This window comes from Polyangium sp. 15x6, from assembly GCF_029960785.1.
Classification (GTDB): Bacteria; Myxococcota_A; Polyangia; order Polyangiales; family Polyangiaceae; genus Polyangium.
Genome location: NZ_JASBQE010000039.1, coordinates 23,589 through 47,130, shown reverse-complemented (window position 1 = coordinate 47,130; position 23,542 = coordinate 23,589). Strand labels below are relative to the sequence as shown.

The 23,542-nt window shown below is 69.1% G+C and carries 21 protein-coding genes; 15 read left to right on the top strand and 6 right to left on the bottom strand.

From position 1 onward, the window contains the following. Nucleotides 1-30: 30 nt before the first annotated feature. The 6 genes from QHF83_RS26725 to QHF83_RS26700 are packed head-to-tail and all read right to left on the bottom strand — an operon-like array spanning nucleotide 31 to nucleotide 5,117. The gene (locus QHF83_RS26725) at nucleotides 31-774 is read right to left on the bottom strand and encodes a hypothetical protein (RefSeq protein WP_282420777.1); all 744 of its coding nucleotides are present in this window, start codon (nucleotides 772-774) and stop codon (nucleotides 31-33) included. Between the two features lie 36 nt (nucleotides 775-810). Next, nucleotides 811-2,019 carry a DUF4157 domain-containing protein gene (locus QHF83_RS26720; RefSeq protein ID WP_282420776.1) on the bottom strand — a complete coding sequence of 403 codons (1,209 nt, stop codon included), beginning with the start codon at nucleotides 2,017-2,019 and terminating at the stop codon, nucleotides 811-813. Next, on the bottom strand, nucleotides 2,016-3,197 hold the full coding sequence (locus QHF83_RS26715) for a hypothetical protein (RefSeq protein ID WP_282420775.1): 1,182 nt from the start codon (nucleotides 3,195-3,197) through the stop codon (nucleotides 2,016-2,018). Before QHF83_RS26715 ends, QHF83_RS26720 begins: the two co-directional genes overlap by 4 nt. After that, nucleotides 3,194-3,784 (bottom strand): 4Fe-4S single cluster domain-containing protein, encoded by a 591-nt coding sequence (locus tag QHF83_RS26710; RefSeq protein ID WP_282420774.1) that lies wholly within the window; start codon nucleotides 3,782-3,784, stop codon nucleotides 3,194-3,196. The genes QHF83_RS26715 and QHF83_RS26710 overlap by 4 nt, the downstream gene beginning before the upstream one ends. Beyond that, complete coding sequence (locus QHF83_RS26705; protein WP_282420773.1) at nucleotides 3,781-4,722, bottom strand: hypothetical protein; 942 nt, start codon at nucleotides 4,720-4,722, stop codon at nucleotides 3,781-3,783. Before QHF83_RS26705 ends, QHF83_RS26710 begins: the two co-directional genes overlap by 4 nt. Continuing rightward, on the bottom strand, nucleotides 4,719-5,117 hold the full coding sequence (locus QHF83_RS26700; RefSeq protein WP_282420772.1) for a hypothetical protein: 399 nt from the start codon (nucleotides 5,115-5,117) through the stop codon (nucleotides 4,719-4,721). Before QHF83_RS26700 ends, QHF83_RS26705 begins: the two co-directional genes overlap by 4 nt. A 143-nt stretch (nucleotides 5,118-5,260) precedes the next feature. Here QHF83_RS26700 and QHF83_RS26695 point away from each other — a divergent pair, with 143 nt between their 5' ends. The 15 genes from QHF83_RS26695 (at nucleotide 5,261) to QHF83_RS26625 (ending at nucleotide 23,540) form a co-directional block, all read left to right on the top strand. Then, nucleotides 5,261-6,376: a hypothetical protein gene (locus QHF83_RS26695; protein WP_282420771.1), complete on the top strand. Its 1,116-nt coding sequence runs from the start codon at nucleotides 5,261-5,263 to the stop codon at nucleotides 6,374-6,376. A gap of 81 nt (nucleotides 6,377-6,457) precedes the next feature. Further along, nucleotides 6,458-8,107, top strand: coding sequence for an AMP-binding protein (locus QHF83_RS26690; protein WP_282420770.1), 1,650 nt, complete (start codon nucleotides 6,458-6,460; stop codon nucleotides 8,105-8,107). Between the two features lie 40 nt (nucleotides 8,108-8,147). Beyond that, on the top strand, nucleotides 8,148-9,143 hold the full coding sequence (locus QHF83_RS26685; protein WP_282420769.1) for a type VI secretion system protein IglI family protein: 996 nt from the start codon (nucleotides 8,148-8,150) through the stop codon (nucleotides 9,141-9,143). Between the two features lie 3 nt (nucleotides 9,144-9,146). After that, nucleotides 9,147-10,043 carry a hypothetical protein gene (locus QHF83_RS26680; protein WP_282420768.1) on the top strand — a complete coding sequence of 299 codons (897 nt, stop codon included), beginning with the start codon at nucleotides 9,147-9,149 and terminating at the stop codon, nucleotides 10,041-10,043. Between the two features lie 184 nt (nucleotides 10,044-10,227). Further along, nucleotides 10,228-11,169 (top strand): type VI secretion system contractile sheath small subunit, encoded by a 942-nt coding sequence (locus QHF83_RS26675; RefSeq protein WP_282420767.1) that lies wholly within the window; start codon nucleotides 10,228-10,230, stop codon nucleotides 11,167-11,169. Between the two features lie 15 nt (nucleotides 11,170-11,184). Then, nucleotides 11,185-12,831 (top strand): type VI secretion system contractile sheath large subunit, encoded by a 1,647-nt coding sequence (gene tssC / locus QHF83_RS26670; RefSeq protein ID WP_282420766.1) that lies wholly within the window; start codon nucleotides 11,185-11,187, stop codon nucleotides 12,829-12,831. Between the two features lie 35 nt (nucleotides 12,832-12,866). Beyond that, nucleotides 12,867-13,436, top strand: coding sequence for a hypothetical protein (locus tag QHF83_RS26665; RefSeq protein ID WP_282420765.1), 570 nt, complete (start codon nucleotides 12,867-12,869; stop codon nucleotides 13,434-13,436). Between the two features lie 12 nt (nucleotides 13,437-13,448). Next, nucleotides 13,449-14,723: a type VI secretion system baseplate subunit TssK gene (tssK, locus tag QHF83_RS26660; protein WP_282420764.1), complete on the top strand. Its 1,275-nt coding sequence runs from the start codon at nucleotides 13,449-13,451 to the stop codon at nucleotides 14,721-14,723. 27 nt (nucleotides 14,724-14,750) lie between these two features. After that, nucleotides 14,751-15,110, top strand: coding sequence for a GPW/gp25 family protein (locus tag QHF83_RS26655; RefSeq protein WP_282420763.1), 360 nt, complete (start codon nucleotides 14,751-14,753; stop codon nucleotides 15,108-15,110). Nucleotides 15,111-15,132: 22 nt separating this feature from the next. After that, a complete protein-coding gene (locus tag QHF83_RS26650; RefSeq protein ID WP_282420762.1) occupies nucleotides 15,133-16,767 on the top strand; it encodes a hypothetical protein in 1,635 nt (544 codons plus the stop codon). Nucleotides 16,768-16,773: 6 nt separating this feature from the next. Then, the gene (locus tag QHF83_RS26645; protein ID WP_282420761.1) at nucleotides 16,774-17,355 is read left to right on the top strand and encodes a hypothetical protein; all 582 of its coding nucleotides are present in this window, start codon (nucleotides 16,774-16,776) and stop codon (nucleotides 17,353-17,355) included. Between the two features lie 9 nt (nucleotides 17,356-17,364). Next, nucleotides 17,365-18,984 carry a type VI secretion system baseplate subunit TssF gene (locus tag QHF83_RS26640; protein ID WP_282420760.1) on the top strand — a complete coding sequence of 540 codons (1,620 nt, stop codon included), beginning with the start codon at nucleotides 17,365-17,367 and terminating at the stop codon, nucleotides 18,982-18,984. Beyond that, nucleotides 18,981-19,607 (top strand): DotU family type IV/VI secretion system protein, encoded by a 627-nt coding sequence (locus QHF83_RS26635; protein ID WP_282420759.1) that lies wholly within the window; start codon nucleotides 18,981-18,983, stop codon nucleotides 19,605-19,607. Before QHF83_RS26640 ends, QHF83_RS26635 begins: the two co-directional genes overlap by 4 nt. A 12-nt stretch (nucleotides 19,608-19,619) precedes the next feature. Next, the gene (locus QHF83_RS26630) at nucleotides 19,620-19,970 is read left to right on the top strand and encodes a hypothetical protein (protein WP_282420758.1); all 351 of its coding nucleotides are present in this window, start codon (nucleotides 19,620-19,622) and stop codon (nucleotides 19,968-19,970) included. Nucleotides 19,971-19,991: 21 nt separating this feature from the next. Beyond that, entirely contained in the window at nucleotides 19,992-23,540 is a 3,549-nt protein-coding gene (locus tag QHF83_RS26625; protein ID WP_282420757.1) for a hypothetical protein, read from the top strand. Nucleotides 23,541-23,542: the final 2 nt, after the last annotated feature.

Here is a 23,542-nt window from a genome sequence, read left to right as displayed (position 1 = left end):
GGAGCGCCGAGGCAAGGGCGCGGCAGCGGTTCAGCCCGCGCCCGACATTTCCCGGTACTGCGCGACCGTGAAGCGCGCCCAGGCGCCTCGCGCGTCGCGCAGGTGCACGGCCACGGGTTCGAGGGCGTCGAGCGCGCGAGGATGCAGCTTGCACTGCACCCCGCGCGAGCCGCGGCGATCGACGGCGAAATCGGGCGGCGTCTCGCCTTCGGCCGGCGCGGCCCGGGCCGCGATCTTCGGCTGTGCCGGCGTGTCACGACCGCCTTGCAACGCACGCGTCGTCCGCAGCTCCAGCACCGCCGAAGGCCCGCCCGAGCCCGCGCGCCCGGCGTCGAGCGCGGTCGACGTGGGGAACGCCGAGCCCGTTCGCCCGTTCACGCTGGCCCCGATCCCCGCCCGCAAAAGGACGCTGAGCCCGGCATAACTCGTCGCATGATAGAGCGCCGAGCCGGACGCAAGCGTGAGCGCGCCGGTTTTGCCGGTCGCCGAGAGGCGTTGCGCGGCCCCGGAGCCGTTTGTCCGGGCCACTGTGGCCGGATGCGGGGGCCGCTCCTTGCGCGCGCCGCCGGGTGCGGACGCTTTTCGTTGCACCGTGGCCGGGTGCGGCGGACGCTCCTTGCGCGCGCCGGCCTTCGCGGCCGGCTTCTTTTGAACCGTGGCCGGGTGCGGCGGCCTGCTCGGCCGTTTTGCGGGCTGCGTCGCCGTCGTTTTTCGCTGCACCGTGGCCGGGTGCGGCCCTCGCTGCTTTTTCCCCTCGCCCTCGCCGTTCGCCATCGCCGCCTCCTCCGCGTCGTTACCCTCGGGAAAACCTCATCGCAGCTTCTCGTACACGTCGCGCGGCCCGCGCGTGGATCCGCTCACGGGCGTCTTCACGTCGGCCGCGCGGAGCACGTCGAGCGCGAAGGCCGAGCATTGCTTCGATTGCAGATTGAACCGGTGCCGCCCCGACTGATACTCGGCCACCTTCGCCATCGCCGCCTGCGCCTGCGCCGCGTCGATGGGATACTCCTTGAGCCGCACCCCGGGCTTCTCGAAGGCCGATCCATCATCGTGCACGACGCCGGGGACGCCCGACATGAGCTTGCCGAGGTCCCGGTGCGGATCGTACGAGCCGTAATTCCGGGGCGAAAAACCGAAGGCGTGCCGTTCACCGGTCGGCTCCTCGAGCGCGACGAAGCTATGGCCGGCGAGCGGCTCCGGGAGGCTCTCGTTCTCGTGCATGTACGTCCCGAAGATGAGCCGGTATCCCGCGCCCTTCGCCTGCGCCGCCCGCATTTGCAGCGGACCGACGTTCTGCGCCGGCGGCCCGAAGGCGGGGAAGGGGCGCGCATTCGCCGCCATCTTGGGTTGCCCCGTGGCCACCGCCCTCCCCATGCGATCCGCCTCCGCCTCCAGCTCGAAATCCTGCACCACGGCGATTCCGTCGCCCAGCGGGTTCGCCACCCGCCCCTCACGCTGCTGCACCACGTGCGTCAGCTCGTGCCCGAGGAGCTCTTGCCCTCGCGCCGTGTGTGGCTCGTAAAACCCGGGCGCAAAATGGATGTCGGTGCCCAGCGTGAACGCGATCGCCCCGATCGACGCCGCCTCGCCGCCGACGTGGACCCGCACATCGGAGAAATCGGCCTCGAAGAAGGTTTCCATTTTTCGAAGCACCGAGGGCGGCAGAGACTGCCCCTCCCGCGCCGGCTTGCCTTCGAGGAAACCCGTCGGAGGCTGGAAGGCGTGCACGCCCGAGGGCTGCGCCGGGTCGACGGTGGCCGATTCGTCCGCGGCGCGCCTTTGCAGCGGGGCGCCGCGCGTCGCGGCGTGGGGCGGACGTTCGGCGGGCCCCGGAGCCATGCTTTTTCGTTGCGCCACCGTGGCTGGATGCGGGGGCAGGGACGTCGTGCTTCGCTGGATGGCCTTGGCGGCGTGCGGCGGTCTCGTCGCGTGCGGCCGGAAAAAGGCCTGCGCCAGCATCGCGGCCGGGATACGATTGGCGGGATAACACGCCTGAATGACGCGTTGTTTCGGGCTCATGGCGATCGTGTCCGGGCTGCACGGGGGCCGGGCCCATGCCCGGGGCCCTCCGGGGCCAGATAAGATTGAGCGTACCATCGCACGCGACGAACCAGCAACGGAGCGGCATTTTCCGTGCGGCTCCCCCAGGTCACCGTGCTCGCGGCCAGCAAAAGGAGGACCAGCGCCGGCACCCCGACGAGCGCCGGCCGGAGGCGCCGCAACAGCGCCCGCCGCGCTTCCACGCGCCGCGCCATTTCCGCCCGTCGCGCCTCCTCGCGCTCGGCGCGCGCCTCCGCGAGCGCCTCTTCCCCGAGCGTCCGGTCGACGAGATAGACGAGCCCCGCCGCCGCGCTTCGATGCCCGAGCGGATCCTCCACGTTCGCGGCTGCCGAAAACCAGAGATCGTGCCCGGGCCATCGCGCCCGCATGAAGCCCGCGATGTCCGTCGCGAGGGCGGATACCTCGGCGTCCACCGCCGCGGCCTCCGCGCGCCGCGCCTCGATCTGCGCGGGGTTCGTGAATGCCCCTCGATCGGCCGGCAGCATGCGACCATACTGCGCGAAGAGCCGATCCCGCGCCGCCGCGTCCTCGTCGTCGGTGCTCCCGAGCGCGACGAGATCAGCGAAATTGAGCTGCACGGAAATGGGCACGTCGCGCGCGTCCTTGCCCATGCGCCCCGCGAGTTGCTCCACGAACGCCATCACGGCGTCGATCCGCGCGCGCACCTCCTCCACCTGCGCAGCCGCGGGCTCGGCCGTGCCTTCGCCAGCCGGGAAGAGGTCGCCATACGCGGGCACGAGCGAGGGGTGCACGTGCCCCGGTACCAGACCTCTTCGCCGCGGCGGCACCGGCGGAGCCACGCAAAGGACGATGCCTCCGATTCGACCGACCCGCGACTCCAGCGCATCCCGCAGCGCGCCGGCTTCGTCCCGCGCCGCGTCCACGATCGCCCCCGGCACGTCGATCACCCGCACCGCGCGCTCGCCGATTTCGACCCGATGCTCCGTCACCGCCGCCGTCGGCGCCGGGTTTGCCCCTGTCTCCACCTTCGGAGGCCCGATTCCCTCGGCCGTCACCGGCGCCATGCGGGTGTACTGGCTCCACCGCATCCGCGTCCGGGTTTTTCCGGACCGACGCCAGCCGAGCAGCAGGATCACAGGCTCGCGCTCTCGATCCGGCGCGGGGCTCCCGCTCATGCGCGCCCCTCGGCGGTTCGTGGACGGAGGGCGCGGAGGGCAAACCCCGTCACACGCGCGCCCTCGCCTTTGCCGATCCACTCCACCGCCGGCAAACGTTCGATTTCCTCGGGTCGAATCCGGCTCGTCAGGAAATGCAAGCGCTGGTTCGACGAGCCCCGCAAGGGCAGCCGTGCCGCGAGATCGGCCTCGTATCGGCCATCGATCAGCAGATCGACCTCGGCGAGCAGCGCCTGGGCGTGAGGCCGCACGCCTTCTTCGATCTCGTCCCGGGTAAAACCCGAGAATGCCACGACGTCCGCGCCCTCGGCTCGAAGCGCGCGGCAGAGCGCTGCGAAGCCGAGCGCTTGCTCGAACGGCTCACCGCCGCTCAACGTCACCCCGCGCAAGCCTCGAAACGAGCGCACCCAGGACACGGCTGCATCCACCGTGCAAACGCGCCGCGGCGCCGTGGCCCACGTTTGCGGGTTGTGACAACCCCGGCACCGGAGCGAGCAGCCCTGCGCCCAGAGGACCGCGCGCGCGCCGGGCCCGTTCGCGCGCGACGGCGCGACGGCGTCCGCGAGGTTGAGCAGGAGGTCCGTCACGACGAACCCTGCCTCCCCGTCGCCGCCACGTTTTGCAGGACAACCACCGCGCCGCCCGCGCCGTCGCCCCCCGCGGGCCACAACGCGCGCCCGTCCTCGCCGTAAAGCTCGGCCTCGACGCCCTGCGCCCGCAGCGCGGCGAGCACGTCCGCATACCCTCCATGCACGCACGCGGGCCCGTCCCACTCCGCGGGACCGCGCATTTCGATCGTGTCGATCTCCGGGAGCACGGCCCACGACACGAGGTGCTCTGCAATCCGCGCGAAGACGCCATGATCGTCGGAGAGCTCGGCGACGAACGCGCCTTCGCGCGCCTCGAATCGGACCTCCGAGGCCCGGAGCCCCGCAGCGACGCCGCCCTCGCAGAGCGATACGACCCGCGCCCGTGCCCGCGCCGAGAGGAGCGCGTCGAGCTCGTCGAGCAGGCTCGCGACATTCGAAAGGCCCTCTTGGGCCCTTCGTCCCGCCAAACCTCGGAGGTCGGCCGCGAGCCCGGGGCGAAAAGCTTCGAGCTGCTGCTGCCACGCGGGCGCTTCCAGCACGGCGAGCGCGCGCGTGAGCGCCTCCTGCCGGGCTGCAATGGCTTCTTCCAGCGTGCGCGGCGAGATCCGCGTGATGAGCGCATCCACCGCCCCGATCCGCGCCGCGTCCGGCTGACGCGTGAATTCGACGAGCTCGACGCGGGCCTGCTCCGCCGCGCGATCGAGCACGATGCCGAGCGCCACGCATGCCGACAATAGCCCGACCGACCGCTCGACGCGCCGGAGGCATGCCTCCACGGGAGCCGTCCTTGGCAAATGGACCGGCGGCGAATTCTTCGCGCCCTCCACCTTCGCGGCCTCCTCGCGAGCCTGTTTCGCGCGCTCGGCCGCGGCCCGCCGCAAAGCCACCTCGTCCCTCTTGCTCGGCCGAATGCGCAGCGATTTCACCCCGCTCACGGCGAACCCCCTTGCCAATCGATCTGGGCCTCGATGCGCTTCAAGGCTCCGTCCTCGCCGCTGTCGTCCACAGGCGGGGAAGGAGGCGCCTCGGCGGGGCGGGGCAGGGGGCGTGGCCGCTTCGGGGGTGGGGGCGGGCGCAGGCACGTGTACTCGAAAATCGGCGCCTGCCCGAAGCGCAGGTCGTGCCGATGCGTGACGAGCCAGCTCTCGAGCTTGCGCAAAAGGCCCGCGCGATCTTCAGGGTCGAGCCGTGGCCCGGCGGTCTCGATCTCCCATTGCGTGAAGAGGGATTCGGCGAGCGCCGAAAAGCTCTGCCGGCGGTCCAGCGTGAGCTCGCAGAGCGCGGTCCGTCCCTCGTCGCGCGTGGTTCGAATACGAATGGTGACCAGCATCGGGCCTTCCGGGCGAGTTTCCTCCTCCGGCGGGACGAGGGTACCAGGCGTCGCGAGGGCAGGGCCAAGTAGCTGGCGACAGCTCACCACGCGTGGTTGTGCATCACCGCGGATCCGCGTACGATCGACGCGATATGTCGCGCATGTCCAAGGCTTGGACCCTCGTCCTCGGGCTGCCCGTCGTCCTCGGCATGGGGTGCTCGTTCATCCCGCTGCAAGTGCAGACGCAAGCACAGACGAGTGGCTTCGGAGAGTCCGAGCCAGTCGAGGTCCCCCCGGAGAATCGCACCGCCGCGCGGGTCGCGGAGGTCGAAAAGAAAGAGGACGCGGAGGCCACGCGCGTGGAGGAGATCCAGGTCGAGCTCGCGTCGCTGCGCTCGAAGATCACGGAGGGCAAAGACCTGGTCGACGACGCCAGGTCCTTCGCCGAGCACGTGATCGAACTGAGGCGCACGAAGGCTGCGAGGAACGGCGAAATAGAGGTGGCCAAGCTGGAGCTCGAGGCCGCCGGGTATCTCGAAAAGGCGATCGAGAAAGCCCCTTCACTCGAATCGTTCGACCTGCTCACCGAAGTCGCGCCGCACGCCGATGCCAACGCCATCGTTCTCCGGGCCTGCCATCGCGTCAGGCCCAAGGTCCCCGCGGCCGATGTCCCTTCGTTCACCGGCGCGTGCCTCTCCTGGGCCCACGACGACCCGAAGAAATTGAAATGGGCGAGCGCGGCGAGTGACGTCGCCCAGCTCCGCAAGATCGAAGCCGAGCGTGTCGCCGCCGAGGCCGCGGCAGAGGAAGCCGAACGAAAAGCGCAAGCGAAGACGACCCGTTACGTGGCCGCCGCGGAGTTCGCCGCGGGCCGATGCAAATTCAGCAATTGCCTGAAGGACGGCTGGACGACCTCGACGCCCGAGGGCGACATCGACGTGCGTTGCTCCTTCGGCGACTGCATGAAAGACGGCTGGGAGGCCCGCTACCCCGATGGCACGACGGCGCGGACGCGGTGCTCGTTCTCCAATTGCGTGAAGAACGGCTGGGAGACGAGCTTTCCGGATGGCACGACGGCGCGGACGCGATGCTCGTTCTCCGATTGCGTGAAGAACGGCTGGGAAACGGATCTGCCCGGCGGTGAAACGGCCCGCACGCGGTGCTCGTTCTCCGATTGCTCCAAGGATGGCTGGACCACGGACCTGCCGGGCGGTCGGAGCGTGGTATGCCGCTGCAACTTCCAGAAGTGCTTCGAGGACGGGGCCACCTGCAATTGAGCGAGCGCGCCGCCGCGGCGCCCGAGCTTCGCAGAAAACTTGCGCCGCCGCGTGCGCCCTGCTCGTCTGCCCGGGCGCCTCATGGAGATCCCCGCCCTCGTCCAGAGCCTCGACCTCTCCCGCGAGGACGAAGTCCCCTCGATCGGCTGGCTCGCCGAGAGCTGCGAGACCCCGGATTCCTTCTGGTCCGCCCTCTTCGAGTTCGCTCGCGAAATAGGCTCGCCGCTCCGGAGCCGGCCGGGAAAGCCGCAGGATCTCTATCACGACGCCGTCCTGCGCCACGTCGCCGCGGGCCGGCCGGCGTTTGTCTGGTATGAACGTTTCACGGCGCGCTCGCTCTCGTTCTCCGCGCTCGACGCGCGCGCCTCCGCGTGCGCGGCCGCCTGGGCAAAGCGCGGCGCCAAGGCCGGCGCGCCGATCGCCCTCGTCCTTCCCCTCGGACCCGCGTTCGTCGTGGCCCTCGCCGCGGCCCTGCGCCTCGGCCTTTGCGTCTCCATCCTCGAACCCGCGGGCGCCCACGCGCTCGCCGCGCGCCTCGAAGCGCTCGGACCCGCGCACGTCGTCTTCGATCCCGAAGACCCTCCGCCGCTCGGCGATTTCGCCGCGCTCGCGTTGCCCCTCGTCGAGAATGGCCCGGCCCTGCGCGCGCCCCCATATGCGTACGCGCCCGACGAACCCTGCGCCCGCCTCTTCTCCCCGCTGCGCGCGCCCCTGCTCGTCCCCGTCGATCTACCCGCCGCGCGTGCCCTCGAAGACGCCTTGCGCGACGCCGTGTTCGCTTATCGCATCGGACCCGGTGACGCCCTCGCAGCGCCGGATTTCCCGATGCAGCAGCACATGCCGGCCCTGCTCCTCGCGACCTGGCTCGCGGGCGCGACATTCGTTCACATTCGAAAGGCCGATCTCGAAGAAGACCCGACCCTCCTCGAAAAATCGCCGATCACCGTGCTCGGCGTGGCCCCGGCGGTCGCGGCCCACCTTCGCCGCAAACCCGCGCGCCTCGCGCGCCTCCGCCATGTCTTCCGGAGCGTCGACGAGCCGCTCGACTGGATCGCCCACAACGAGTTCGTCAAGAGAAACGATCTGGCGCGTGTTCCCGTGAGCAACGTCCTCGTCGACGCGGCCAGCGGCGGCTGCCTGCTCGTCTCCACCCGCCGGCCCGGCAGCAGCAACGCCCGCGTTTTGCCCGCGCCCGGTCGCCCGTACCTCCTGCTGGATTCCGGCGGCAGCGGTGAACCTGCCGTGGGCGCGACCGGGATCTTCGTCCCCTTGCCCGGCAAAGAAGGGTTTTTCATTCTGGCGAGCCTCGGCGCCGAGTTCCTTTATGGCTCCACCCTCCTCCCGCGCCGCGCCGCGCGCGTGTATCCCGCGAGCGAGGTCACGGCCCGCGTCTCCACGCTGCCCGGCGTCGTGGGCGCCGCCGTCGTGCCCGTGCCGGCCGGCGAGCCGGGCGCCCGCTGGGCCTTCCTCCTGCTCGTCTTCACGGGCGCGAACGACGTCTCCGAAAAGGACGTCTCCGCCCTCGTTTCCCGCACGATCCGCGCGGATCTCGGCGAGGACTTCCTCCCCGAGCGCGTGGAGGTCTTCCCCCTCTTCCCCCGGCGCGTCGGCAAGGAATTGGACCTCGACTGGTGCCATCGGCAATACTCCTCGGGCATCCTCCTGCGGAAGGCGGGCAGCCCCGTCTTCCGTGATCTGACCGCCCTCCGGGCGCAGATGCTCGGGACCTGAAGAGTCTGTCCCGACATACGTCCGGTCCGAGGTCCTCGTCATGCTCGATCCGCACCTCGTCACGCACGCCCTCTCCGGCCCCGGAATGGATGCGACCACCGCGGCCGTGGACGATACGTTGCGCCTCGCCCAGGGCGGCGAGCTCCGCGCCGCCGCCGAGCGTGCCTCGCTCTCGATCGAGGACGGCGCGACCGACGCCCGGCTCATCGCGTCCTTCCTGCTCGGGGTCTTCGCCGAGCGAGGCCCGGTGGCATTGCCCGAGATCCTCGCGACAGTACGTTTCGCCCTCGAAGGAGGCTTTCGCGCGCTCCGGCCGTTCCAGCGCAAAACACGCGTCGCCGATTCGGCCTGGACGCTCTTGTTTCGCGGAATTCGATCGTCCATCGATTTCTACGAAGCCAAACGAGACGCGACGTGGAAGACCTGGGCCACGACGATCCAGCGCGATTTGCCGGCGAGGACCGCCGCCGAGGCCGAGGCGCTCGCCAAGGCGATCACGACGGTGATCGAGTCCCCGCAATCCGTGCGTGAGCTCGCCGCGCTCCGCGCACGCAGCGAGAGCGTCTTCCAGCGCGTGCCGCCGCCGCCGCCGCCGCCGCCGCCGCCCCCGGCGGAGGTCACGCCCGCGGAGCTGGAGCTGATCGAGGAACAAGTCGTGGACGAGCTCGAAGAGAAACCACTTTCCGATCCCGAGCCTGTGTTCGATTCGGAAAAACTCCATCCCAGCACGCCGCCCGCACGCACGATCGAGGTCTCGCCCGCGCTCGAGCAGTTCATCCGCAAGCTCGAAGCGTTCGAGCTCCTCGTGAGCCGCGGCGATATGGGCAAGGCCGCGATCGTGGCGCAGGACGTGCGCCGTGTCCTCGATCGATTCGATCCGCGCGTGTACCTGCCCGCCTTGCTCGCGCCCCATTTCCGCCTTCTCTCGGCGCACATCGGCGACATCGCGCCGCACTGGGAAGCCGAGGGGGGGGCCGCGTGGCAGGCGCTGGAGCAGCTCTATCAGGTCGACCTCGACGCGTTCGTCGGGACCTGACGCATGGACGGGCCGGCGCCGCTGTCCTCCGAAATGCCCCCCGCTCCGCCCGGCGCAGGCCGCGCCGCGCTGGAGGAGGCCATTTCGCGCGCCGCCCCCGCCTTCGAGCTCCCGGCTCTCGTGGCCTTGCTCCGCGCGCGTTTTCCCGACCGCGCCTTGCGGTTTCGCAGTCACCCCTCGCTCGCGCTCGAACCCACGCTCGTGCGCGCGGTCGAGTTTTTCGGCGACCATATCGCCGTCACCCTGAACCTCGGCATGCGCGCGGTCACGACCCCGCTGCCCTCGTATTTTCAGGAGCTCTTCGCGCATCCACAAGCGGGTCCGGCGCTCGAAGGCATCGTCGGGCTCGCCGACCATCGCCTCCTCGACGATCACGCCGCGTCGCGCGCGCCCGTGGAGAACGAGCGCCTCGTCCCGCGCCCTCGTTCCCTGCGCGGCTCGGCATTCACGCTCGCCCGCCCCTCGTCGCCGATCACGCTCGGCTGGCTCTTTCGCAAGGTCTATCCCGAGCTCGACGTCTCGGTGCGCCGCGCCGGACACGAGCGTCGCTTGCCCGCGCCCGACGCGCGGATTGGACAGGCGACGCTCGGCATTTCCGCGCTCGGCGGCGAGGCCGAGGTCTCGGTGCCCGGGATCGATGCCATTCTGGTCACGGACGCGTCGCGGACCTGGACGAACGAGCCGTGGACACGCGAGGCGCGCGCACGTCTCTTCGATCACGTCTTGCCCGCGCTTTCCGGCGCGGCCGTGCACCTGCGCGTGTTGCTCGTCGATCACGAGGCGTCGGGCAAGCTCATCGTCCGCGGGCCAGGCGAGCTCGGCTGGGACCCGCTTGCGAAATCGCGGCCTTCCGAGATCCACACGCTCTTCGAGGGGCGCCCGCCCGACCGCCCGATGTGACGGCAAATTTGTCCGAGGGAGCGCGCCCGTGGAACGCTATGCGCGATTGGAACCGTAAAGCCCCGAGCCCCCACGGTTCGGTCCTCGGGTTTTCTGCACGAGGGGGGCAAAGGCGAGCGGCGCATCGCTGGCACACGCGCGCCTTGCCTCGTTTGGACGAGGTGGTGGGGAAGGAGAACCGATCTTGAGCAAGTACATCCAGGACCAGATTTTCAAGTCCAGGCTCACCATCACCTACCGGACCAACATTACCGGCACGCCGCAGCAGGAGAAGCTGCCCTACCGGATCCTGGTCCTGGGTGAGTTCGAGGGCCGCTCCAAGCGCGCCGCGGGGCTGCTCCCGGCCCTCTCCGAGCGGAACGTCCGCTCCATCAAGCGCGGCACGACCGTCGACGATCACCTCCACGAGATCGTGCCCACCTGGCATTTGCCGAAAACGCTTTCGTACCTCCGATCGACGCTGCCCGGCACCGTGAAGCTCGACCGGGTCGTCTGCACGGTCCCGAGCGGCGCCATCGCCCGCAAGGAGCCTGGCAAGTATCCGCTCTCGGGCACGGCGCATTTCGAGAGCACGGTGGAGCAGAATGGCGTGAGCCGCATCGACGGCAGCATCGTCATTGGCGGCACGCTCGAGGTGAGCGCGATCGACGACGCGGGCAACCTCACCGTCGAATCCGCGACGATCACATTCTCCGGCGAGGTCGCCGGCGACACGATCGATCCGTCGACCCGCAAGAAGGTCGGCCTCGTGACGGGCATCTTGCACAATCGCCAGATCGCGCTCGCGAAGGACAAGGTGCCCACGCCCGTGGCCGAGGAAGACGGCGAGACGGACACCACGAAGGGCCGGGTGTACGCCCTGCCGATCACCACGCCGATTGACGTCAGCGCGGAGCGCACGGTGCCCTTCGCGTCGCTGAAGCATTTCTCGCCGGACGCCGTGGCGAGCAGCATCCCCGAGCTCCAGCGCCTCCGCGTCCTCAAGCTGATGATGCTCGAGCTCCAGTCGATGCTGCGCAACCGCCCCGAGCTGCGCGCCCAGATGAAGCGCGCGCTCGCCTCGCCCGAGGGGCTCAAGGAGCTCCAGAAGTGGGCGAAGACCAATTACAAGGTGCTCGAGATCTGAGGTCGAGGAGCGATCATGACTACGCAAAGAACAGCCGAAGAGCTCAAAGGCGATCTGCTCGGCGCATTTGGTGAGACCCCGGGCGACCTCAAGGAAGGCGACTCGCTGAAGTCGCTGATCAGCTACATCAAGCCGCCGGCGACGCCTGCGCCGACGGATGGCGGCGCCCTCTCCCTCGCCGACGAGTCGGGCGCCGTGGCGCCGCTCAAGTTCGACGATCGCAACGTCGACATCAACGACGGCGCGCGGTTCATGAACGACCTCGCGGCGCTGCTCGTCAATTGCGACGACAACCTCGAGCTCTCGCGCGGCGAAGAGCTCGGTCCGCTGAAGGCCTTCGCCAGCTACTCGAACGTCGTGGAGGCCATCGCGCTCGTCGCGCAGAAGATCGACGAGAAGCTCGGCAAGCACCTCGACGACGTCTTCCACGACGACAATCTCCAGGCGCTCGAGGCGTCCTGGCGGGGCCTCAACCACCTCGCGTCCGGCGTCGAGAGCGAGGACGTCATCATCGATTTCCTCGACGGCAGCAAGGACGAGATCGGCGCCGACGTCATCGATCACGACACCGACATCTTCGGCGGCAGCCTCTTCAACAAGGTCTACATCCAGGAGTACGATCGCTACGGCGGCAAGCCCTTCGCCACGATGATCGGTCTCTACGAGTTCGACTCGTCGGACGAGGATATCGACTGGCTGCGCGCCATGGGCCGCGTGTCGAACGCCTCCCATTGCCCGTTCGTCGCCGCGGTCTCCCCCACGTTCTTCAACCCCTGCAAGACGATGCAGGAGGTCGCGGAGATCGGCGACCTCGACGCGGTGCTCACGCACCCGCATTTCGGCAGATACAACGAGCTGCGCGAGACCGATTACGCCGCGTACATCGGGCTCGTCCTGCCGCGCTACCTCCTGCGCGGCCCGTACGGCCATGCGTCCAAGCTCGAGCCGGGCAACGTCGTCGGCTACAAGGAGACGGTGCATCCGGGCCGCACGGACGACGCGAGCCATTTCCTCTGGGGCAACGCGGCCATCCTGTTCGCGAAGAACATGGTCCGCTCCTTCGAGAGCTCCGGCTGGGCCCAGCACATCCGCGGTCCGCGCGGCGGCGGCCTCGTCGAGGGCCTCACGGTCTTCACGTACGAGAAGAACGGCTACGAGCACGTGCAGCCGCCCGTGGAGATCGCGATTCCCGATTTCCGCGAGCTCCAGTTCGCCTCGAACGGGTTCATCCCGCTCGTGCACAAGAAGAACGAGTCGGTGGCGACGTTCTTCAGCTCGCAGTCGATTAAGAAGGCGCGCACGTTCGTGGAGGACCTCAACACGAAGAACGCGCACCTCGTGACGAACCTCGCCTACACGTTCTCGATCACCCGCATCGCGCATTTCGTCAAGCGCATGATGCGCGAGTACATCGGCAGCACGGCCGATGGCCCGTACATCCAGCAGGTGCTCGCCAATTGGCTCGGCGGATACGTCACGACGGTCGTCAATCCCGACGATCTGACCTTGCGGTTCTATCCGTTCAAGGCCGTGGACGTGACCGTGGAGCCGAAGCCCGGGCCGTTCGGCTGGTACAAGTCGATCATCTCGGTCCTGCCGCACGCGCAATTCGAAGGAATGGACGTCGAGCTCCGGCTCGAAGCGGCCCTGGGCGGGCCCTGATACGGGATCGAGCATTCAGGAAAGGATGAGCGGCCATGCCGGAATTTCGTAAAGTCCTCGACGTTTATCAGGGCTTCAACTACAAGAAGGACAAGCAGACAGCGGTCGGTTTCATCACGTCCATCAAGGTCGGAGATACGACGCTGACCGCCGATCTCACCTGCAAGAATCCCATGAACCCGACCGAGGACCTGGCGGTCGTCGCGGTCCTGCGCGACATCCTCTGGGAGACGGGCGTCACCGACGCGGTCTATCTGACGGGGCAGGTCTCCGCGACGAACAAGCAGAACATCGCCCTCCTGATTTACACATCCATGACGAACGTGCTGGTCACGTTCCAGTTCTCGGTCTACGAGTACGACCCGGTGCAGAAGGAGTATTACCTCTGCTTCCACTCGAACTCGACCGACATGAATGGGATCCTGGAGAAGCGGGGCGATGAGCTGAACCTCTCGGTGGCGGACGACGCGTCGGGCGAGGTGCAGTCGCCGATCAATTTCACCTTCAACACCGGCATCAAGCCCCAGCCCTCGGCGCAATCGCTGCAGGTCGCCGTCGGCAAGGGGAAGAACTTCGCCAAGCTCTGGGGCTTGGCGCAGAGCTAGCCGGGACGAACCGTGGCGGCGCTGGCACGGCCGAAATGGCGGATCGGGCAGGTCCTGCTCCCCGAGCATTTCCTCGGTCTCGAGGATGCGCTCTCGGCCGAAGCCGCGCTGCGGGCGAGCCTCCTCGGTTTGCCCCTCACCGGGATCGCGCGGCTCGAATGGAACGGCGACGATCCCAGGAATGGCGTGCTCTGGGTGTCGGGCCTCTCCGCCGTCCTGCCGGACGGGGCGCTCGTGGACGTGCCCGGCAATGCCCGCCTCAGCGCGCCGCTCGATCTCAAGGCCGTCGGGCGGCGCCGCGTCGAGGTGTTCGCCCACGTCTTGCCTCCGGACGACGAGGCGAATGCGGAGGGGGCGCTCGAGCCGCCCTCGCCCAAGGAAATCCCGCGCGTCTTCCTCCGCGTCGTGCTCTCGTCCGAGGCGAGCATCGAGGGCAGCATTGGCCGGGCGGAGCTCGGCCATTTCGAGGTCACGACCGGGGGCCAGTTCCGCCTCTCGACGGATTTCATCCCGCCGCTCGTGCGGCTCGGCTCCACGCCTTACCTCGCGCCGCGCCTCACGCGCCTGCGCGGCGAGCTCGCCGAGATCGAAGGCGCGCTCGACGATCTCGCGCTGGAGGCCGTGGCGCGCGGGGATTCGGCGGCGGCGCTCTTTCGCGTGCGTGTCGAGGCCCGCAAGCTCGGCGGGCTGCTCGACGACATGGACCGCGGGGTGCACCTGCACCCGTATCCGGTCTACTCGGCATTACGCAATTTCGCGCTCGAGCTCGGCTTGCTCGACGAGCGAGCCGCGCCGTTCGCGGCGCCTCCCTACGACCATCACGATCTCGCCCGCGTCTTCGGCGTCGTGCTCGACGAGATCTCGTCGCGCGCCCGCGTGCCCCTGCCCGAGGAGCCGGCGATCTCGTTCGTCCCCGAGAATGGTCGTCTCGTCGCGGGAGATCTCCCGCCAGAGGCCCTCGGCGCGACCGAGCTTTACGTCGTGGTCCTCAAGAATCGCACCGCGGACAAACTGCCGCTCGAAGGCACGGTGCTCTCGAGCCCGGGGCGGCTCCGCCTCGTGCGCGAGCATGCGCTCCGTGGCATGCGCCTCGTGTATTCGCCGAACCCGCCGTTCCGGCATCGGTTCGGCGGGCCGGTGGATTTTTATCGGATCGTGGGGGCGGGCTCGTCGGCGGGCGAGGACGCGCGTGAGTGGGGGGCCGTGCTCCGGGAGCGGGCGATCTGTTTTTTGATGCCCAAGGAGCTCGAGGGCTTGCAGGTGCTGCTCTCCTGGAGGCGGTCGTGATAGAAGGGACCGCGGAGGAGGCCGTCGTTGTCGTTTTACGGCAAGCTCAGGGGCGATCACGAGCCCCGTCTGGAGAGCATCGCGCGCAACCTCGAGGTTTCGCTCAACGCGAAGGCCGGATATGCCTCGGCGGTCGAGGTGTACGGGCTCGGCCGGTACGACGGCCATTTCGCGACGAAGCCCCTGCTCGACGAGCTGTGCGCCGAGATGCTCGGGGTCGTGCGGGCGTACGAGCCGCGGCTGCTCGAACCGAAGCTCACCCTGATCGGCCGCGACCGGGGCCTCTGGGTGCGATTCACGCTCACGGGCCTCGTGGGAGGACTGCCGGTGACGTATCACGTGTTTTTTCACAGCGTCCTCCGGAACGTCTCCGTACGCCGAGGGTAGGCTCCGCCGGCGGAGGCGGGCCTTGAAGGAAAAACTCGAAATCACGCTGGCGCTCACGGTCGGGGGGACGGAGCACACGATCCCGGGCGGCAACGTGCGGGGTTTTTCCTTGCGCATGGAAGCGTGGGGCGTCTCGGGCTCCGTCGAGTTCGTCATGCAGGACGACTCGTCGTGGGGCGGGAAATACACCGACGACCTGCTCGCCGATTTCGTGAAACCCGACCTCGGCGCAGTCTCCCTTTCGATCAAGCCGGGGCACCTCGAGACCGACACCGAGGCCGACGACGCGGAGATCAAGACGAGCGGCCTCGTGCTCGAAAAGTCGGTGCGCGAGGAGACGACGCAGCGGGTGATGGACGAGCCGGCGGTGCTCTGTCGGCGCTACCGCGTCACGTTCGTGGACCCGGCGCAGGCCCTCTGGCGCCAGCATTTCCCCTGCGCGCTCTACACCCAGACGACGTTCAAGGACGTGATCGAGGCCCACAAGGGCGACAAGATCAGCCTGACCTACGATTGGGACGTCATCACCAAGACGGTCTCGCAGGTCTTTTTTCATCTCGACCCCATCGCGCGATCGAGCTTTTACGATCTCGTGATCTGGTACGTCCGCTACCGGAACGGCGTCTTCACGTACGATCACGCGGAGGGCACGTATTCGATCAAGGGGGCCAAGGACACGAGCGGCGAGGCTTCGGAGCTCTTGCTCGACGACCTCTCCTCCATGACCTCGTTTTTCCCCGAGGTCCCGCGCTACAAGCCGCGCGTCCTGAACTCGTACACCGAGAGCACGGCGACCCAGCTCATCGACAACACGAATGCGGCGACGGGCATGTATCGCGACACGCTCCTCCGCACGCCGATCGCGCAGGACGTCGACGATCGCGTCACCCTGGAGACCGCGCGGCCCCTCCTGCCCAAGCGCGAGGTCGAGCTCTCGTTCCGGCGGTTTCCCACGGTGGCCGTTTCACCGGGCAGCTTGCTCGACATCTCCACGACGGGCGGTCACAGCGCGAACCTGATCGCGGCGACCGAGCCCTTCCGCGTGTTTTCCCTCTTGCTCGAAGCGCGCGCGCTCGACGGCGGGCCGGAGCTGACCTACGGCGACACCGCGGCGAGCTTCTCCGTCGAATGCACGGCCCGCCTCGAAGAGAAGAGCGAGGCGCGCGTTCGCCTGCCATCCATCGTCGAGCCGCGCTTCCCGGGTCACCTCGAAGGCAAGGTGGTGAGCGCCGTCGGGGCAGATACCGACGTCACGTACGATTTCGTGACGGACCAGGACACCTCGGTCGATCAATACACGGTCAAGATTCCGCTCTTCGAGAACAAGGAGATCAGCGCGCCGTACGAGCCGGAGAGCGGGGCGGGGAACCTGTATCTGCCGCTCTACAAGAACCAGCGCGTGCTCGTGGCCCTCGATTTCGGCAAGGCCACGGTCATCCGGATGATCGATTGGCGCGGTGAGGCGCGCGTGGCCAAGGACGGGCAGGGGCAGCACCTCTTCCTCGGGAAAACCTCGACGAACAACACCTCCGTGCTCCACGATTACCAGGACGAAAAACCCGTCCTGCGCGTGCTCCGCACGAACGACAAGGACACCGTGCTCCTCCGGCTGGAGGAGGGCAAGATGACCCTCAAGGTCGAGGAGACGGGAGGGTAGTCGGCCATGCCGCTGGTCTGCACCATCGAGATGGACAAGACGGCGGGGATCACCGTGACCGTGGTCAACGCCGACGCGAGCATCACGCAGACCATCGTGATGGACGGGACGAAGATCGAGATCAAGGTCGCCGGGGATTCGGCCACGAGCACGATCACGCAGACGTCGGAGAAGATCGCGATCGCCTGCAAGCAATTCGAGGTCACGGCCGACGAGACGATCACCATGACCTCCACCAAGGCGTCGAGCTGGACGAGCCAGGATACGTTCTCCGTGCAGAGCACGAAGGACGCGACGATCTCCTCGGACGCGAACGTGGCCATCTCGGGGGCGCAAAACGTGACCGTCGAGGGGTCGTCGAAGGTGGGGCTCACGGGCGCGAGCTCGAATACGTTGACGCTCGAGAGCGCGGGCGCGACGCTGTCGACGACGGCGACGCTCAAGCTCGAAGGGACGAGCCAGATCTCGGCCAAGGGCGCGATGATCGAGGCGAAGGCCGATGGCACGATGAACCTCGAATCGTCCGGCATCGCGACCCTCAAGGGCGCCATGACGAACGTGCAGGGAAACCTGGTCAATCTCGGATAGGAGGGGACGATGGCGGAGGCCGAGATTTTGAATTCGCTCTTCCTCGAGGAGCTCTCCGCGCTCGACGCGTTCGCCGCGCGCCGCGAGGCCGAGGGCGCGCTCTCGCTCGGGGCCGAAGATCCCGACGTGCGCCGGATCCTCGAAGCGCAGGCCTTCTTCTCGGCGAGGACACGCGCCGCCGCCCAGCGCGCGACGGCCGCGGCCGTCCGTCGCATCGCCGCCGGCACGCTCGACGAGCTGATCGCCCCGGCGCCCGCGTCGATGATGGTCGAATGCGTGGTCGGCGAGGAGCGCGTCGAGCCTGCGGTCTTGCCGCGAGGCACGCTGCTCCGCGCGATGTCGGCCGAGGGCAAGGTCGGGCTCTTTGCGATGATGCGGCCGCTCTCGATCCTGCCGATCGACGTCACCGGCGCGCGGCTCGTCGAGCAGAACCGGCGGCTCTTCGTGCGGATCCGCCTCCGCGCCCGGCGTTCCTGGAAAAACGCGGCCACGCTCTCGTTTTACGTGCGGCGTCTCGACGATTATCGCGCGTCGCTCGCGCTCCACGACGCGCTTTCGCGCCACCTCACGCGCGCCTTCGCGGTGGCCGGTACCGACGGGCCCGAGATGGCTTGCCGCGTGTCGTTCGGCGCTCCGCGCGCGAGCGCCCTCGAAGACGGCGACGATCGCGGCGCGCTCGCCCGCGTTCGCTCGTTTTTCCACCTGCCCGAGCAGGAGCTCTTCGTGCAGGTCGAGGTCCCGCAGACCCGCGCCCCGTGGGACACGCTCGACCTCTTCCTGGAGCTCGACGAGGAGTTCCCCACGAGTTTGTCGGTATCGAACGATTCGTTCCGCCTGCACGTCGTCCCCGTGGAGAACGCGTGGGTCGATTTCGGCGAGCCGATCCTCTGGGACGGGACGCGGACGTCGGCGCCCGTGCGTTCGCCCTCGCCGCTGCTCGAAGGCGTCGAGGTCGCGGGGGTGCGGGGGGTCTACAAGGCGACGGATCGCGGGCTCGTGCCGATTCTGCCCGCCGCGCTCGCGCAGGACGGCGATACGTACGAGATCGAAGAAGGCGACGGGGTGACCGAGCTCAGGCTCTCCATCGACGGCGCCTTCGAGCAGCCCTGCAAGGTGCTCGCGGAAGCACGGTTTTCCCAGCCGGTGCTCTGGTCGGCGTCGCCGGGAAAGCTCGCGCTCGGCTTGCAAACGCGGCATTTGCCGGGCGTGACGTTCCGGCTCGTAGGCAGCATGCGCGCGCCCGCGGAGAGCCCGCTCGCGCGGGATCCGGCGCGGTGCCTCGACGTGCTGTCGCTCCGCATGCGGCCGTCGCTCGGGCGGCGGGATCTCGTGGGGATGCTGGAGATCCTCGGCGCGAGCGGAGATGGGGCGTATCGAGGGTTTGCCACGCTCGTCGACGAGCTCGATTCGCGCGAGGCGCCGGATCCGGCCCGGCGCGCCGGAGGAATCCGGCGCGTGTATCGGCTCGCGGTGCGGCAAAGGACGCCCGAGGAGGCGCCGCTCGTGCGGCGGCTCTCGGCGCAGATCGCCGCGCTCCTCGACGCGTGGACGGAGGAGCCCGTGGACGTGGAGATCACGACGCGCCCGATGGCGGGCCAGCGCGCGCTTTCCGGAGGGACGAAGGCATGAGCGCGACGGGCACGCTCGATACCCGCGCGTTCGCGGAGATCGTCGCCTGTATCGAGGACACCGGGCGGATCGTCGACGCGGCCGTGCGAAACAACAGGACCCGCGACGTCGAGGCGCTCCGCGCGAAGCTCCGGAAGAGGCTCGACGACCTCGACACGAAGCTCGACAAGATCGTCTCGCCGAGCACCATGGAGGGCGTCCTCGTCCCGCTCGTGGTTTTCCTGGACGAACGCGTGCAGACACGGCTCGCGCGCGAGGGCGATCCGGAGAGCCCGCCGTGGCCGCTCTTGCAATGGGACCTGCTCGGCGAGACCGACGGCGGCGACGAGTTCTTCGAGCGGGCGGCGCTCCTCACGCCCGAGAGCAAGCCCGAGCCGCTCGTGGTCGCGACGTACCTGCATTGCCTGGAGTGTGGTTTCGTGGGCCGCCATTTCGACGAGCCCCAGGAGATCCGCGCCTGGAAGGAGAGGCTCGCGCGCTGCCTGCCGCGGAGCGAGGCGCCGCAGAAGACGGCCGCGGCCCCCACGGTCCGGGCCCGGGCCGCGCTGCGGTACGCCCTGCTTGCCCTGGGCGTCGCGGCAGGTTTTCACGCGGTTTTTGCCCTCGTCAGCCTTCTGTGGTGAAGTGCCGAGGGAATGGCGGCCGGAGGCAAGGAGAGTGATCCGCGGTCCTCGCTGCTCGCACGATGGCGAGCGAGCGGGCGCCGTCCGTCCGCGCCCCCACCGCCTCCCCGGGTCGACGTCGAGGCCGCGCCTCGTTCGCCGCCTCCGCCGGACGCGGCGGCCCTTCTCGCGGCGGTCGAAGCGGGCGCCGCGGGCGTCGTGCCTCCCCACGTGCTCGCGCCGTTCGTGAAACCCATCCGCGAGGCCCTCGCCTTGCCGCCCGAGGCGCGGGATCCGAAGGCGCTCGCGCTGGCCTTCGATCGGGTGGAGGAGCTCTTCGAGGCCTTTTTCTTCGCCGGGCGACGTATGCCCGCGGGGGGTTAGGGCGGCGAGGAGGCGCGCGCGATGCAGCAGGCCGCAGCGCTGGGAGCGTCCTTGAACCCCTGGGTGATCGCCGCGATCGCCCTCGTGGGGGTCTTGCTGCTCGTCCTCGGCATTTATTTGTTCGTACGGTCCCGTAAGAAAGCCGGCGAGGAGGCGCCGCCGTTGCCCTCGCCGCGCTCGCTCGACCGGACGTGGGACGATTTCGTGCGCCGCCTGCCGGAGAGCGTGCAGGGCGCGCCGATCGTCGTCGTGCTCGGCGAGCGTCGTGCGGGCAAGACGAGCGTGATCCAGACGGGGCTCGCGCGCTCGGGTTCGGCCTCGCAGGTCGCGCCGAGCGATACGTCGGACGCGCGGCTCTCGATGTTCGCGGGCCAGCACGCGCTCGTGCAGGAGATCAGCGGCGAGCTGCTCGAAGACACGCGGCCCGAGGCGCGCTCTTCGCTCGCGGATCTCTGGAAGCCCATCGCGCTCCGGGTGCCGGTCGTCCTCTTCGTGATCGACGCGCGCGCGCCTTCGTTCACGCCCGCGGGCCTCAGGCGCCTCGGCGCGCTCGGGCGGGACGTGGTCGACAGGCTCACGTCGCTCCGGCGCGGGCGCGCGCCGCGGGTGCGGGTCGTCCTTTCGCACCTCGACGAGCGCCTCGAAGGCTTCGTCCCGCTCGCGCGCGTGGCCGAGGACGAGGGACACGCGACGCAGACCTTGAAGCCCGCGGGCCGGCGCGCGGCGGACCTCGAAGGGCTGCTCGCGCCGCTCGACCCGTGTTTGTCCTCCGCGATCAAAACGCTGCCGGCCGCGCAGACGGCGGCGGTGACGAAGATGCTCGCGGGCGGCGGGGGCAGCGTGTTCGGGGCGCTCGAACCGTTCCTGGACGCGTTCGTGGGAAGCGCGACGCAGGTCGCGACGCCGGCGCTCGATGGGATCGTGGTGGCGGGTTTGCCCGAGGGCGCGGACGCGGGGATGGTGGGCGAGCCGCTCGGCCTCGACGCGCAGGCGGTGCAATCCGATTTCAATGCGCACGAGCGGCGGCGGACGCTGGGCGCGCTCGTCGTCGGGGCCTCGATCGCGGGGCTCATCGGCGGGATGTATCTGTGGCACTGGCAAGACGTGAAGGCCGTGCCCGCGCAGGTCGCGGGGTTCACCACGCTGCGCCCGCCGCGCAACGTGGAGATCGATCGGGCCGAAGGAAAAGCCGCGAAGGCGCTCCGGGCGGCGCTCCGGCCACGCTGGTGGCCTTTGCGATACGCTTATCCGCACGCAAAAGAGGAGATCGACCGGCCGCGGACCGAACGTGACGGAGGCGGCGAACGCGAGGCGTTCCTCGGGAAGATCCGCGACGTGTATCTCCTGCCGGCGGCGAGGGCGTCCTCGCTGCCGGTGCGGCTTTATGCGGTGGCGCTTTTGCGGGCCTCGGAGGAGAACGATCTCGGCGAGCTCGCGCTGCGCGACAAGGAGACGTTCGCGCAGGTGCTCGAGGTGCCGGACAGCGTCGTCGGCGATTACGTGACGTTCTCGTATTCGCCGTGGCGGGGGGCGATCGAAGGGCTCGACCAGGGCATTCCGCGGGGCGATTGGGCAGGGTTTCTGGAAGGGCTCGACGCGTCCTTGAAGAAGGGCGCGGTCCCGCCGGGCGAGGTCGACGCGCTCTCGGAGAGCGCGCGCAGGCTCTCGGATGCGCTGCGCGGCGTGGATGACGCGCCCTCGCAGAAGGAGCTCGAATCGCTGCTTCGGACGGAGGCTCCGGAGGACGCGGACAAACTGCTCGGGCCCGGCGGCAGCCGCCAGATCCCGGACTGGGTGCAGGTGAAGAGCAAGGAGCTCGAAGGGCTGCTCGGCGAGGTCGACGGATCGAAGGTCGAGGTGCCGAGCGCGGAGAACCGGACGCTGCGGCAGATCGTGGGTGATCTCGAGGGGATGAAATGCCCCGCGGGGGACACGGCCTCGAAGGAGACGTACCCGATCGACAAGAACCGCGTCTATCGCGCGGAGGACTGGGACCGGCTCGTCGCGTCGAGCAAATCGTCGGCGTACGTGAAGGCGTTCGTGGAGGATGTCCGGGCCAAGCAGCGCTCGCCGTTCTTTGGGCCAAACCAATCGTTCCCTGCGGTGGGCGCGAGCGACATGCCGGGGCGCGGCCCGAGCCGGCCTTTGCCGGGGCTCTACACGATGCGGGCCGTCAATGACGAGCTCGTGCCCGCGTTCACGAAGCTCGACGCCGCGCTCACGGGGGCGTGCGTGCAGCAGACCGAGCGCGACGCGCTCGCGCGGCTCGCGCGCGACGGGATGGACCAGTACGCGACGGCCTACCAGAACGCGCTGTTTTCCTACGTGCAGGGCTTCGGCTTCTCGTCGGGCTCGCTCGCGTCGCTGCGGACCGATCTGCAGGACATGACGACGCCGAGCTCGTGGTTCGGCCAGTTCTGGACCACCGTGGCGGAGAACGCGGCGATCGACCCGGGCAACGACCCGTACCTCGCGATCCTGCGCAATGCGCTCCGCTCGTTCGATCCCATCGTGGCGCTCCAGCCCGAGAAGGGCAAACCCGTCAATCTCGACAAGTATTACGCGATCCTGACGCCACTCATCGCCTCGCTGGAGGACGGGCCGCTCCAGGCGGCGGGCGCGCCGCTCGGGGATCGTTTGCCGCTCGTGGGAAAGCTGGGTTTGTCCCTGCTCGACCCCGACCCGAAGCAGCCGCTGCCGCAGGTGAAGGCGTGGCTCGACGCGGCCCGGATTCCGGGCGGGGACATGCGGAGGCCTTTCCTTCTACCGGTGAATCAGGTCTACGAGTATGCCCTGACGAACGTGGAGAAGGCCGTCGACAAGATCTACAAGACCGAGATTCGACCGCTCGGCGAGCCGCTCTGGACGCGGTTTCCCTTCATGCCGACGGCGAAGGTCGAGGCGCCGCCGAGCGACGTGGATTCAGTCTTCGGCGTCAAGGGCACGATGCGCGTCGCCTTCCAGGACGGCGTGGCGCCGGCCGCGCGGCGAAGCGACGGCGGGGCGTGGGTGGCGAAGCGGCCGCTCGATTATCGCGCGGTCGCGCTCCCGAAAGAGGCGCTCGAGGTCGGCGGCTGGTTCGACCAGCTTTCGGGGCTGCTCTGGGACGAGGCGGGCAAACCCAAGGCGATCGCGCTTTCGGTGCGGCCGCACGCGCTGCCCAAGGTGGAGCGGGACGATCGGGTGGCCGTGACGATGTCCTCGCTCAGCGCGGGGGAGACGACCGTTGCGGGGTTCAATCAGGCGCCGGCGTGGAAACCCCTGCCCGTGCCCTGGTCGACGTCGACGCCGGCGATCGTGAGCGCGGAGCTCACCGACCTTTCGAGCGGCGGCAAGACGTCTCGGTCGCAAGAGGGGACGGGCGAGGCGTGGCAGACGCTCCGGCTCGTCTGCGAGGCGCCGGCGTGGCGAGGATCGGCGGTGTCGTGGATGCTCGGCGCGCGCGTGGCCTTCGATCTCGGCTCGGATCCATGGGACGTGCTCCTCCCGCCGCCGAACCGCGGGTACCGTTGCCCGTCGCGGCCGCCGCCCTCCACGACGCTAAGTGGACAAGCCACGACGCCTCGTTGATA

Bases quoted from the DNA above. Each gene is read 5' to 3' on its own strand.
- QHF83_RS26725 (WP_282420777.1), bottom strand. From the start codon at position 774: ATGGCGAACGGCGAGGGCGAGGGGAAAAAGCAGCGAGGGCCGCACCCG.
- QHF83_RS26720 (WP_282420776.1), bottom strand. From the start codon at position 2,019: ATGAGCCCGAAACAACGCGTCATTCAGGCGTGTTATCCCGCCAATCGT.
- QHF83_RS26715 (WP_282420775.1), bottom strand. From the start codon at position 3,197: ATGAGCGGGAGCCCCGCGCCGGATCGAGAGCGCGAGCCTGTGATCCTG.
- QHF83_RS26700 (WP_282420772.1), bottom strand. From the start codon at position 5,117: ATGCTGGTCACCATTCGTATTCGAACCACGCGCGACGAGGGACGGACC.
- QHF83_RS26695 (WP_282420771.1), top strand. From the start codon at position 5,261: ATGTCCAAGGCTTGGACCCTCGTCCTCGGGCTGCCCGTCGTCCTCGGC.
- QHF83_RS26690 (WP_282420770.1), top strand. From the start codon at position 6,458: ATGGAGATCCCCGCCCTCGTCCAGAGCCTCGACCTCTCCCGCGAGGAC.
- QHF83_RS26685 (WP_282420769.1), top strand. From the start codon at position 8,148: ATGCTCGATCCGCACCTCGTCACGCACGCCCTCTCCGGCCCCGGAATG.
- QHF83_RS26680 (WP_282420768.1), top strand. From the start codon at position 9,147: ATGGACGGGCCGGCGCCGCTGTCCTCCGAAATGCCCCCCGCTCCGCCC.
- tssC (WP_282420766.1), top strand. From the start codon at position 11,185: ATGACTACGCAAAGAACAGCCGAAGAGCTCAAAGGCGATCTGCTCGGC.
- QHF83_RS26665 (WP_282420765.1), top strand. From the start codon at position 12,867: ATGCCGGAATTTCGTAAAGTCCTCGACGTTTATCAGGGCTTCAACTAC.
- QHF83_RS26645 (WP_282420761.1), top strand. From the start codon at position 16,774: ATGCCGCTGGTCTGCACCATCGAGATGGACAAGACGGCGGGGATCACC.
- QHF83_RS26640 (WP_282420760.1), top strand. From the start codon at position 17,365: ATGGCGGAGGCCGAGATTTTGAATTCGCTCTTCCTCGAGGAGCTCTCC.
- QHF83_RS26635 (WP_282420759.1), top strand. From the start codon at position 18,981: ATGAGCGCGACGGGCACGCTCGATACCCGCGCGTTCGCGGAGATCGTC.
- QHF83_RS26630 (WP_282420758.1), top strand. From the start codon at position 19,620: ATGGCGGCCGGAGGCAAGGAGAGTGATCCGCGGTCCTCGCTGCTCGCA.
- QHF83_RS26625 (WP_282420757.1), top strand. From the start codon at position 19,992: ATGCAGCAGGCCGCAGCGCTGGGAGCGTCCTTGAACCCCTGGGTGATC.